General features: G+C 68.5%; 11 protein-coding genes and 1 pseudogene. 6 read left to right on the top strand and 6 right to left on the bottom strand.

Translation table 11 applies throughout. From position 1 onward, the window contains the following. Positions 1-278, bottom strand: a pseudogene (locus VFB40_RS11670) (hypothetical protein); the annotation flags it as partial. Positions 279-813: 535 nt separating this feature from the next. Here VFB40_RS11670 and VFB40_RS11665 point away from each other — a divergent pair. Further along, the gene (locus VFB40_RS11665; protein ID WP_324849852.1) at positions 814-1,506 is read left to right on the top strand and encodes a bifunctional DNA primase/polymerase; all 693 of its coding nucleotides are present in this window, start codon (positions 814-816) and stop codon (positions 1,504-1,506) included. 153 nt (positions 1,507-1,659) lie between these two features. Here VFB40_RS11665 and map read toward each other — a convergent pair whose 3' ends face one another. Then, on the bottom strand, positions 1,660-2,508 hold the full coding sequence (gene map / locus VFB40_RS11660) for a type I methionyl aminopeptidase (RefSeq protein ID WP_324849850.1): 849 nt from the start codon (positions 2,506-2,508) through the stop codon (positions 1,660-1,662). Between the two features lie 74 nt (positions 2,509-2,582). On the opposite strand from map, the gene VFB40_RS11655 reads away from it, so the two are divergent. Further along, positions 2,583-2,756: an SPOR domain-containing protein gene (locus VFB40_RS11655; protein WP_324849848.1), complete on the top strand. Its 174-nt coding sequence runs from the start codon at positions 2,583-2,585 to the stop codon at positions 2,754-2,756. A gap of 102 nt (positions 2,757-2,858) precedes the next feature. On the opposite strand, the gene VFB40_RS11650 is transcribed toward VFB40_RS11655, so the two are convergent. The 4 genes from VFB40_RS11650 to VFB40_RS11635 all read right to left on the bottom strand — a co-directional run bounded on the left by VFB40_RS11650 (position 2,859) and on the right by VFB40_RS11635 (position 6,557). Then, the gene (locus VFB40_RS11650; protein WP_324849846.1) at positions 2,859-3,461 is read right to left on the bottom strand and encodes a hypothetical protein; all 603 of its coding nucleotides are present in this window, start codon (positions 3,459-3,461) and stop codon (positions 2,859-2,861) included. Between the two features lie 166 nt (positions 3,462-3,627). Continuing rightward, positions 3,628-4,503 carry a 3-methyl-2-oxobutanoate hydroxymethyltransferase gene (panB, locus tag VFB40_RS11645; protein WP_324849844.1) on the bottom strand — a complete coding sequence of 292 codons (876 nt, stop codon included), beginning with the start codon at positions 4,501-4,503 and terminating at the stop codon, positions 3,628-3,630. Positions 4,504-4,633: 130 nt separating this feature from the next. Further along, complete coding sequence (locus VFB40_RS11640) at positions 4,634-5,485, bottom strand: site-2 protease family protein (protein WP_324849843.1); 852 nt, start codon at positions 5,483-5,485, stop codon at positions 4,634-4,636. Positions 5,486-5,720: 235 nt separating this feature from the next. Continuing rightward, on the bottom strand, positions 5,721-6,557 hold the full coding sequence (locus VFB40_RS11635; protein ID WP_324849840.1) for a DeoR/GlpR family DNA-binding transcription regulator: 837 nt from the start codon (positions 6,555-6,557) through the stop codon (positions 5,721-5,723). A gap of 365 nt (positions 6,558-6,922) precedes the next feature. Between VFB40_RS11635 and VFB40_RS11630 the strand changes: the two genes are divergently transcribed. The 4 genes from VFB40_RS11630 (at position 6,923) to VFB40_RS11615 (ending at position 11,250) form a co-directional block, all read left to right on the top strand. Then, positions 6,923-8,251: an ABC transporter substrate-binding protein gene (locus tag VFB40_RS11630; RefSeq protein WP_324849838.1), complete on the top strand. Its 1,329-nt coding sequence runs from the start codon at positions 6,923-6,925 to the stop codon at positions 8,249-8,251. 45 nt (positions 8,252-8,296) lie between these two features. After that, positions 8,297-9,259, top strand: coding sequence for a carbohydrate ABC transporter permease (locus VFB40_RS11625; RefSeq protein WP_324840635.1), 963 nt, complete (start codon positions 8,297-8,299; stop codon positions 9,257-9,259). 83 nt (positions 9,260-9,342) lie between these two features. Beyond that, the gene (locus VFB40_RS11620; RefSeq protein ID WP_349261442.1) at positions 9,343-10,179 is read left to right on the top strand and encodes a carbohydrate ABC transporter permease; all 837 of its coding nucleotides are present in this window, start codon (positions 9,343-9,345) and stop codon (positions 10,177-10,179) included. Between the two features lie 315 nt (positions 10,180-10,494). Continuing rightward, positions 10,495-11,250 (top strand): sugar isomerase domain-containing protein, encoded by a 756-nt coding sequence (locus tag VFB40_RS11615; protein WP_324849834.1) that lies wholly within the window; start codon positions 10,495-10,497, stop codon positions 11,248-11,250. Positions 11,251-11,473: the final 223 nt, after the last annotated feature.

Genomic DNA, 11,473 nt, shown 5'->3' with positions numbered 1-11,473 from the left:
GCCTGGATCGGGAACGCGGTGACGACTCCGGCCTCGCCGAGCACCTCGAGCAGCGGCTTCGGCAGGTCGAGCGACGCGAAGGTCACCTCGGTGCCGGTGTCGAGCTGCTGCGCTGCCTCAGCCTGCACGGTCTCGGCCTGCACGGTCTCGGCCCGCGCGGCGTCGTCCTGCACGGTCTCGATTTCAATGTCAGTATTCGCCGCGTCGGCAGACGCGGTTTCGGGCGTCGTGGTGGTGTCCACGGACATGGTGGTGCAGACCTCCTGGTCAAACGGCACGTGCCAAGGAGGCTTCAGGGAGCGCCGGATGCGCGCCGCCGAGCCAATCACAAGTACGGGCCCTACATCGGGGCAATGCCGCGCCTGTGTTGGCCTGAGATCCTTTGCCGACCACCGACAGAGCCACTGGGAATCTGACGGGCCGACGACCGTGGGCCGGAGGGCTTTCCCTCCGTGCGAGGCGGTCCGGATTCACGCCGCCTGAGCGGCATCCGGACGCCGAAGAGCGCGCGGGCATCACATGAGTACCCGTCCAGTGTAACGGGCTTGCCGGGAAGGGACGAAACCGGCAGGCCAGCGGGGGAGTGCGGACGGTCTGGCGGCCAGGGGAGGACCGGGGTTCGCACACTGCTGAGACCGCGGGCGCACCCGTTCTGCCGCGCGATCGGCTCGGCCTTAGTAGGCTTGGCACGCATAGGGGACGCACATACCTCCGGGAATCGACCGAGTGGCCGGTATCCGACCGCGCCGCACTGCTCGTTGACCAGGGTGGTTCGTTCATCCGGAGCGCGGCGGGAAGGAGGCGGGCCGAGGGATGGCAGCGACAGGCGCCGAACGGACGGTGTCCCGCGGCCGGATCCCCGGCATGCGCCGCAAACGCGAGGAACCGGACCTGGTGGCGGCCTTCGTCGCCCGAGGCTTCGCCGTGGTCCCCGCCGCCGCGCCGCTCGGCCCCGGCTGCTCCTGTAGCCGCGTCGGCTGCCCCAACCCCGGCGCGCACCCGCTCTCCTACGGCTGGCAGACCGAGGCCAGCGCCGACCCGGCCCAGCTGTACCGATGGCGCTCGCGGCTCCCGGACGTGAACTTCGCCAGCCCCACCGGCCGCACCCACGACGTGCTCGACGTACCGATCTCTGCCGGACGCATCGCATTCCGCACGCTGACCACCTCCTCCGCCCCGCTCGGCCCTGTCGCCGTCTCCGCGGAGGGTGACCGCTGCCTGTTCTTCACCACAGCGCGGCCCGGCGGGGAGGACGAGCGCGCCACGGACGAATGGTGGCGCTGCGACCTCGACGCCGCCCCCGAGACCGAAGAGGGCAGCCCGGGTCTGCGCTGGCACACCCGCGGCTCCTACGTGCTCGTCCCGCCGGCCCGCGCCGTCAACGGCGGGCGCGCCCGCTGGATCCACGCTTTCGAGGCCCCGCTGCCGGATCCGCTGCGCCTGCTCGGCGTTCTGGCCGACGCCTGCGAATCGGTCGCCGCGACGATCGAACCCACCGAGTGGTGACGGCCGCGCCACCCCCGTAAAGCGGAACGCGCGTGAAGCACTGCCGCAAGGCAACGCCGCTAGGGCCATTCCGCCAGGGCTACACAGCTTCGGCCGCGCCCCGTCTGGCCCGATGGCCGTGCTGCTTGCCGTTACCGCGCCGCGCTAGTCGCATTACGCGACGGTCAGCAGCTCCGCGCCCTCATCCGTGACCACCATCGTGTGCTCGAACTGAGCGGTCAGCTTCCCGTCCGCGGTCACCGCGGTCCAGTTGTCGTCCCACATCCGGTGTTCGATCGTGCCGAGCGTCAGCATCGGTTCGATCGTGAAGGTCATCCCCGGCTCCAGCAGGCGCGTCGCACGCGGGTCGTCGTAGTGCGGGATGATCAAGCCGCTGTGGAACGCGGTCGCGATGCCGTGACCGGTGAACACGCGCACCACGCCGTACCCGAACCGCTTCGCGTACGACTCGATGACGCGGCCGATCACGTTGATCTGCCGACCCGGCCGCACCGCCTTGATCGCCCGGTTCAGCGACTCGCGGGTCCGCTCGACCAGCAGGTGCGCCTCCTCCGAGACCTCGCCTACCTCGAAGGTGGCGTTCGTGTCGCCGTGCACCCCGTTGATGAACGCGGTGATGTCCACGTTCACGATGTCGCCGTCGTTGAGGACCGTCGAGTCCGGGATCCCGTGGCAGATCACCTCGTTGATCGAGGTACACAGCGACTTCGGGTAACCCTTGTAGCCCAACGTCGACGGATAGGCCCCGTGGTCGCACAGGAACTCGTGCCCGATCCGGTCCAGCTCGTCCGTCGTCACCCCGGGCTTGGCCGCGTTCCCGACCTCGGCCAGCGCCTGCGCCGCGATCCGCCCCGCGATCCGCATCTTCTCGATCGTCTCCGCGGTCTGCACGTCAGGACCGTGGTACGGCTTCGGCCTCGGCTTGCCGACGTATTCCGGCCGCGTGATGTTCGACGGGACAGACCGATTCGGGGAGAGCGTTCCGGGCACAAGGGGAGCCATGCGCATGAGTCTAAGACTTCGATGCAGGGCAGTACTCCTTTGCCTTTTGCGCTACGGCCGGTGAAGGGATGGACATGACCGACGAGGAACCGCAGTGGTTCTACTGCCTCAAGCACCACACGGTTGAGGGACCGGTCGGCTGCCGGGCTCAGGACCGGCTCGGCCCGTACGCCACCCGGGAGGAGGCGGAGCAGGCGCTGGAGAAGGTCAAGGAACGCAACGCCGCCTGGGGTGACGACCGCGACTAGACCGTAGATAGATTTCGGTGAGACCGACACGCCCGCGGCCCTGGGAAGGCGCCGCGGGCGTGCTGCCGAAGAGCCCGAGCGAACCTTCGCTCGAGCGGGGCTCTACCAGCGCTCCACGCGCGGCCCGCTGACCGCTTCGATCCAGCGTCCGAGGCGGGTACGCAATCCGCCCGCGGCCGTGTCCCGCGACGCGGCCGCGAGCGAGACGAGATGCTGCGCCGAGTCGAAGGTCAGCGGGCCGGGCTCGTCCGGCACCGTCAGCGTCTCGTGCGCCAGTCCGCGCAGCTGGGCCGCGCTCTGGTCCAGCGTCAGGATCCGCGCGCCCCGGTGCCGCGCGTCGTCGACCCGTTCCAGCAGCGCGTCGGCCGGATCCTGCTGCGCCACCACGAGCAGCGCCTCGCCGCGCCCGGCCGAGTCCAGCCGCTGCAGCCCGGCTGCGAGGTGCGGGGGAGCGTCCGGCGGCGGATTGTGCCGCAGCAGCACCGGCGCGAGCTGCGGCAGATCGGCCCACTGCGACTCGTCGGTCAAATGCGCCGCCAGGTGCCACGGCTCGTCGTCCTCGGGACCGGCCAGCAGCAGCCCGCCGACCCGGCGCGGCGCCCGGCGCAGCGCGAAGCCGAACTCGTCGCTCGCGTCGATCCAGCCGGAGCGGCCACCGGTCGCCTCGAGCAGGTCGCGCAGCGCGGCCGCCTGCACTCTGTCCATGTCCACCATCGTGCCAGGCGGTCTGCCTCGACATGAGCCAATGGCGCGAATCAGACAGCCGGACCGTCGAACGGCGAACGGTGAACAAACACGGCCGTGAACGCGAAAGGGTCCGGCCGCAGGCGACCGGACCCTCACACAGCCGTCGGCTGCACGCTTGCCGTGATCAGTGGAAGGTGTGCTCCGGCGCCGGGAACACGCCGTTGACGACGTCCGCGGCGTAGGCGCGCGCCGCGTCGCCGAGCACGGAGCGCAGGTCCGCGTACTTCTTCGCGAACCGCGGCGCCTGGCCCGGCGTCATGCCGGCCATGTCCGTCCACACCAGCACCTGCGCGTCGGTGCCCGGTCCCGCGCCGATGCCGATGGTCGGGATGGTCAGCAGCTCGGTCACCCGCGTGGCCAACTCCTCCGGCACCAGCTCAAGGACCACCGCGAAGGCGCCCGCGGCCTCCAGGGACTTGGCGTCCGCGAGCAGCCGCTCCGCCTCCTCGTCGCCGCGTCCCTGCACCCGGTAGCCGCCCAGCACGTTGACCGACTGCGGCGTCAGCCCGATGTGCGCCATCACCGGAATCCCGGCCTGCACCAGCGCCTCGACCTGGGGCACGACCCGCCGGCCGCCCTCCAGCTTCACCGCGCCGGCCCCGGCCTCCTTCAGGAACCGGGTGCCGGTTTCCAGCGCCTGCCGCGCCCCGCCCTGGTACGAGCCGAACGGCATGTCGGCCACGATCAGCGAGCGCTTCGTGCCGCGCACGACGGCCGCGGTCAGCGTGATCAGCTCGTCCACGGTCACCGGCACCGTGTTCGCGTACCCCAGGTGGTTGTCCGCGGCCGAGTCGCCGACCAGCAGCACCGGGATCCCGGACTCGTCGAACACTCCGGCGGTCAGCGCGTCATAGGCGGTGAGCATCGGCCAGCGCTCGCCGCGCCGCTTGGCCGCCGCCAGGTCGCGCACGGTGACCCGGCGGCCGACGCCGTTCGAGCCGCCGTACAGCGTGAGCTTCGGTTCCGCGACTGCGGGCGCGGACTGAGGTGATTGAGACATGCCTGGGACTGACATGACAGTACGACTCCTCGGAAAAGATCTCGTGGCGCCCCGCGGGCGTCCCCGGACTGAGAGGGATCGTCTCACTTCCGGCCCGCCGCCGCCAGAGTTCCGGCGGCGGGCGTGATCGCTAGTGCGACTTCCAGAACATGAACGCGGTCTGCCCCTGGCTCGCTCCGTAGTACGGCTGGCCGAACGCGCTCAAGATCGAATACACCGCGTGCGAGAACCCGTCGCGCACAGGCTGGAAGAAGAACAGCAGCAACAGCACCAAGAGGATGCCGTACGGTCGGATCGGCTCGAGCCCGCGGCGTGTCTCGGGCTTGAGATACGGCTCGATGATCCCGTAGCCGTCGAGCCCCGGGACCGGGATCAGGTTTAGCAGGGCTACAGCGACTTGCAAGAACGCGAAGAAGGACACGCCTTCCCAGAAAGCTTCATGCGACCCGAAGATGAGCGAGCCGCTGCCGTCGAACGCGGGCGCGGTCGGAGCCCAGATCGCCACCGCCACCATCGCGATGATCGCGAACACCACGTTCGCCAGCGGGCCGCTCGCCGAGATCAGGCTGGCCTGCCAGCGTTTGCGCGCCGCGGTCCGATCCACCAGCACCGCGCCGCCCGGCAGCGGAAGGCCGCCCCACGCCAGATACAGGGCCGGCAGCAGGAAGCTGAGTACCGGGTTGAGGTAACGCAGCGGGTTGAGGTCCAGATAGCCGCGGGCTGCGACACCGGTGTCTCCGGCTCGGTGCGCGGCGTATGCGTGTCCGAACTCGTGCAGGCACAGCACGACGAAGTACGCGCCCATCACAAATACGAACACCGCGAAACCGGAGTTGCCGTATCCCGTCCACGACGCCACCGCGCCGGTCACGGTCACCGCGACGATGCCCAGGAAGACCGAGCTCACCTTGATCCGGTTACGCCGTCCCCACGGCGACGCGGTGCGCCTCGGCATCCCGGTGCGCTGGCCGAAAACTCCCATGTCGCTGTGCACTCGCTTCTGCTGGACGGCGCCCGGCGCCGAGAGGCTTCCCGGCGGGCGGAGGGGTGGCGGCGCCGGATGGCGCCCCGCGGCCCATGCTATGGCCACAGGCTGAGCGTGCGGCGTGTCGCGCGGCGAAAAACGAGCCGGCCGCCGAGAAACCCACAGCGCAGGCCCGCGGCTCAGTTCTTAGACAGTGCCCTTCTTAGAAGGGCCGCTCCTAGAAAGCGCTGTCTTAGGCAGGCCGCCCGTCGACCAGGCTGTGCACGTTCTGCGCCGGGATCGCGATCTGTTCCTCCTCCTCGCCGGCGATGATCAGCTCGCCGACCCGGTCCGCCAGCGCCGCGCGTCCGTCCTGCGCCAACCCGGAGTCCGTCACCAGTGCCGCGGCGCCCTCCAGGCCGGCGATGGCGCACAGGCCCACCACGCCCCACTTGGTGTGGTCGGCGAGGACGATCAGCCGCCGCGCGGTGGACATCAGCGCGCGGTTGGTCTCGGCCTCCATCAGGTTCGGCGAGGTGAACCCGGCGACCTCGTCCATCCCGTGCACGCCCATGAACACGCAGTCCAGGTGCAGTGCGCGAATCGACTGGATCGCCACCGGGCCGACCAACGCATCCGAAGGAGTACGCACCCCGCCGGTGAGGATCACCGTCTGGCTCGCCACGGCGTGTGTGTGCAAGACCTCCGCCACACGCAGCGAGTTGGTCACCACGGTCACGTCCGGTACGCGCGCCATCGCCCGTGCGAAGGCGTGCGTCGTCGTTCCCGCTGTCACGCCGATCGCCGTACCGGGGCGCACTAGATCGGCCGCACGACGGGCTATCGCGTCCTTGGCCGCCCGCTCCCGTCCGACCTTCGCCTCGAAACCGGGCTCGTCGGTCGAGCCAGGGTGCCGGGCGGTGGCGCCGCCGTGAACCTTCTCGATCAAACCCTTGCGGGCCAGCGTGTCCAGATCTCGGCGCACCGTCATGTCCGAGACCCCGAGCGCCTGAGTCAGATCGCTCACCCGGACGCCGCCGATCCGGCGGACCTCCTCCAGGATCCAACTCTGCCGCTGTGCCGCCAACATTCTCCGGGCTCCTTAACGACGAGGGGTGCTGTGCACCACCGCCGCGCACACGGCTCCACAGCGAACCACCAGCCGACACAGAAACACACTCGATCCAACATCGGATCGACCGTACGTGGGTACGAAGAACCCAGAACGCAACAGTAACCAGCCCACGGCTAGCACACCAGCCCCTACAGCTGCCGGTTTTGATGTTTCATTTTGAGCAAGAACCCTTGACACCTCTCCCGTTCTGGCGGTTTGCTCTGCGCCAGATTGTTTGTTCACGTTCGATTGGGGTCAGTTCGCGTTCCAGTTCGCTCGCGTACCCCCACCGCAACACGGTCCCCTGCCCCGGCTCAACTGGCGTCACACATGGAGGTGCGATGTCCCCGCAGTCCCCCAGGGCGTTCCAAGGCCCTACCGTCGATCGGCGGATCATGCTCAAGGGTCTGCTCGGAGCGGCCGGCGTCGCCGCGCTGCCGACCCTTGCGGCGTGCAGTTCCTCGAGTAAGTCGACCTCCTCGACCGGCGGCGCCGCCTCCGGCACCGTCACCCTCGGCTCCAACGCCTCCGACGCCGTGCCGAAGAAGGCCTTCCAGGCCGTCTACGACGCGTTCCAGACCAAGAACCCCGGCATCAAGGTGCAGGTCAACACCAAGGACCACGACACCTTCCAGGAGCAGATCAACAGCTACCTGCAGGCCACCCCGGACGACGTGTTCACCTGGTTCGCCGGCTACCGCATGCAGTTCTTCGCGGCCAAGGGCCTGTCGAACAAGATCAACGACGTGTGGGACACCATCGGCAACAACTTCCCGCAGTCGGTGCACGACCTGTCCAAGGGCCAGGACGGCAACTACTACTTCGTCCCGATCTACTACTACCCGTGGGCCGTCTTCTACCGGAAGAGCGTGTTCGCGGCGCACAACTACACGGTTCCCACGGACTGGGCCAGCTTCATGACCCTCTGCGAGAAGATGAAGGCCGACGGCCTGAACCCGATCGCCTTCGCGGACGCCGACAAGTGGCCGGCCATGGGCACGTTCGACCAGCTGAACATGCGCATCAACGGCTACCAGTTCCACATGGACCTGATGCACGGCAAGGCCGCCTGGACCGACGCGAAGGTCAAGGCCGTCTTCGACCACTGGACGCAGATCCTGCCCTACCACCAGCCCGGCTACATCGGCCGCAAGTGGCAGGACGCCGCGCAGTCGCTGCTGGCGAAGAAGTCGGGCATGTACCTGCTCGGCACCTTCGTCGCCCAGCAGTTCACCAACCCGGCCGACCTGGACGACCTGGACTTCTTCGCCTTCCCCGCGATCGACCCGCAGTGGGGCCAGGACAGCATCGAGGCCCCGGTCGACGGCTTCATGCTCAGCAAGAGCCCGAAGAACCGGGCCGCCGCGGTCAAGCTGCTCGAGTTCATCGGGTCGGCTGACGGCGAGGGCGCGTACCTGAAGGTGGACAACAGCTACGACGCGCTGGTCAATGGATACGACACCTCCGGGTACAACGCGATCCAGAAGAAGTCCGCGCAGCTGTTCGCCTCGGCCCAGCACGTCTCGCAGTTCATGGACCGCGACGCCAACCCGGCGTTCACGTCCACGGTGATGCAGCCGCAGCTCCAGGCGTACCTGCAGAACCCGGGCAGCATCGGCAGCATCCTCAGCTCGATCGAGCAGCAGAAGCAGTCCATCTACAACTCCTGACCGGCCACGCCGGAGACGGCGAAGCCACCGGAACGAGGAACCCCGATGACCGTCGGAACCAGCGCCGACGCCGTCGAGACCGGGCGCGCGGCGGATCTTCCCCGCGCGCCCGGGCGGCTGCGACGGCTGACCGGCCGAGACAGAACTGTCCTGACCCTGATGACCGGGGTGCCCACGGCACTGATGGTGGTGTTCGTCTGGGTCCCGGCGCTGGCCTCGATCCTGCTGTCCTTCACCTCCTGGGACGGGATCGGCCTTGACTCGATCAAGTGGATCGGGCTGCGCAACTATCAGCAGATCTTCACCATCTACCCGTCCTTCTGGCCGGCCGTGGAGCACAACGTGCTCTGGCTGGTCGTGCTCGCGGCCATCCCGACGCCGTTCGGCCTGTTCCTGGCGTACCAGCTGGACAAGAAGATCAGGTTCAGCCGGTTCTACCAGAGTGCGTTCTTCCTGCCGGTCATGGTGTCCAGCGCGGTGATCGGCTTCGTCTGGGAGCTGATCTACAACCCGGACCACGGCCTGATCAACAGCCTGTTCCACACCAACAACCCGAACGGCACCTACCTGGACTGGGTGGGCAACCCGAAGCTGAACATCTGGGCGGTGCTGGTGGCCGCGTCCTGGCGGCACGCGGGCTACATGATGATCCTCTACCTGGCCGGCCTCAAGAGCGTCGATCCCTCGCTCAAGGACGCGGCCGCGGTCGACGGCGCCAATGAGTGGCAGGCGTTCCGGCACGTGGTCTTCCCCGCGCTGCGGCCGATCAACGTGGTCGTCGCGGTCGTCACGGTCATCGAGGCGCTGCGTGCCTTCGACATCGTCTACGTGTTCAACAAGGGCGAGCACGGCACGGAGCTGCTGTCCATCCTGATCACCCAGAACATCATCGGTGAGGCGAGCCGGATCGGTTACGGCTCGGCCCTCGCGGTGATCCTGCTGGTCGTCTCGCTCGCGGCGATCATCCCGTACCTGATCGTCACCTTCCGGAAGGAGCGGAGCACGTGACCGCCACGGCCCTCGCCTCAGACACCGCGCGGCCGAGCGGCACCCATCCGGTCACCGGCAAGCGCCGGGTTCGGCCCGCCCGCATCGTGCTGCACGTCTTCCTGGCGGGCACCGCGCTCGCCTGGCTCGTGCCGATGCTGTGGGCGATCTACACCTCGCTGCGGCCCTACTCGGAGACCCAGGCCAAGGGGTACCTCTCCCTGCCGAGCACGCTGAACTTCCAGAACTACATCGACGCCTGGAACCAGTCCGGGATGCCGCACTACTTCTGGAACACGGTCATGATCGCCGTCCCGGCGGTGATCCTGACCCTGCTGCTCTCCTCCTTCGTGGCGTTCACGGTCACCCAGTACAACCTGAAGATCAACCTGCTGCTGCTGATGATCTTCACGGCGGGCAACCTGCTTCCGCAGCAGGTCATCATCACCCCGCTGTACCGGCTCTACCTGCTGATCACCGTTCCGTCCGGGTTGAGCGACTCCGGGAAGTTGTACGACACGATCCTCGGTCTCGTCGTCATCCACGTGGCCTTCCAGTCGGGCTTCTGCACCTTCGTGCTGTCCAACTACATGAAGACCATCCCGGCGGGCCTGCGCGAGGCCGCGGTCGTGGACGGCGCCACGGTCTGGCAGATCTACAGCCGGATCATCCTGCCGCTGCTCAAGCCCGCGGTCGCCGCGCTGGCCACGTTGCTGTCGATCTGGATCTACAACGACTTCTTCTGGGCCATCGTGCTGATCTCGGACGGCAACAAGATGCCGATCACCTCGGCGCTCGCCAACCTGTCCGGCACCTTCTTCACGAACGACAACCTGGTCGCCGCCGGGGCATTGCTGACCGCGATCCCGACGCTGATCGTCTACTTCGTGCTGCAGCGCCAGTTCGTCTCCGGCCTGACCCTGGGCGCCGAGAAGGGCTGAGCACGCGACACACGGACACGTGTCTCGTGCCATGGGTCGCGTGCCCGTGTCACGGGTCGCGTGTCACCTGTCACGGGTAATGCGCCCGGAGCCGCCGCTACTGGTCCAGCGGCGGCTCCGGTGTCCCGCCCGCTCCGCTTCCCCGCCAGCTTCGCCTTCCCGCCTCTCCCGCGCCGCCCGCTGACCCGCCTCTCCCTCCCGCCCCTTTCCCCTCTCGTCGTAAATTGGCCTATACCAATTCCCCGGTTCCCGATTCCCCTGCCGCCACCGGTGCAGTAGCGTGCGATCACCGCACCCGGCCCCAGGGGAGTCTTCGTGTCCGTCGATACCGCCTCTTTCCTCGGCAAGGTCCGCGAGCAGCTCGATCGGATCGAGTCGACTCAGGGACCCGCGATCGACCGCGCCGCGGGCCTGATCGCCGCGTCGCTGCGCAAAGACGGCGTGCTCCAGGTGTTCGGCACCGGCCACTCCGAGGCGCTGGCGATGGAACTCGCCGGCCGGGCCGGCGGCCTGATCCCGACGAACAAGCTGGCGCTGCGCGACCTGATCATCCTCGGCGGCGAGGACGCGGCGCTGCTGGCGGACCCGAAGGCCGAGCGTGACCCCCAGCTGGCCCGCCGCGTCTGGGACCTGGCCCCGATCGGCCCGGCAGACGTGCTCGTCATCGCGTCGCAGTCCGGCGGCAACGGATCGACCGTCGAAATGGCACAGATCGCTCGCGAGAACGGCCACCCGCTGATCGCGATCACCTCACTCGAGCACTCGCAGCGCATCACGTCGAGGCATCCGTCCGGCAAGCGCCTGTTCGAACTCGCGGACGTCGTCATCGACAACGCGGCGCCGCACGGAGACGCGGTGCTCGACCTGCCCAACGGTGGCAAGGTCTGCGCAGTGTCGTCCATCGGCAACGCGGTCATCGCCCAGCTCATCGTCGCGGGCGTCACGGCGCGCCTGCTCGCGGAGGACGTCGAGCCGCCGATCTACCTGTCGGCGAACATCGCTGAGGGGGACGCGCACAACGACGTGTGGGAAGCGCGCTACGAGGGCCGTATCCGCCGCAGCGCCTACTAGCTACCCGCCCCGCGCGCACCGCACGAACGCTCGCCCGAGGCACAGCCGAAGCCAACCGCGGCTATCCGTCCGGCGCGCCGCAGCCACCCGCTGTTACCGCAACGCGCCCCTTCTCCCGGCCCTACCAGCGCCCCTGTCCCGGAGCGTCCCCCGCCGCACCGCGGTGCCGCGAGACCTGACGTGGAACACCACCAGAACGCCGCGAGTACGGCAAGGGGTCAAG

Origin of the sequence: Actinocrinis sp., from assembly GCF_035650855.1 — a bacterium.
Classification (GTDB): domain Bacteria; phylum Actinomycetota; class Actinomycetes; order Streptomycetales; family Catenulisporaceae; genus Actinocrinis.
Note: the sequence above shows the minus strand (reverse complement) of the source record. Positions and strands in the feature narration are given on the sequence as shown.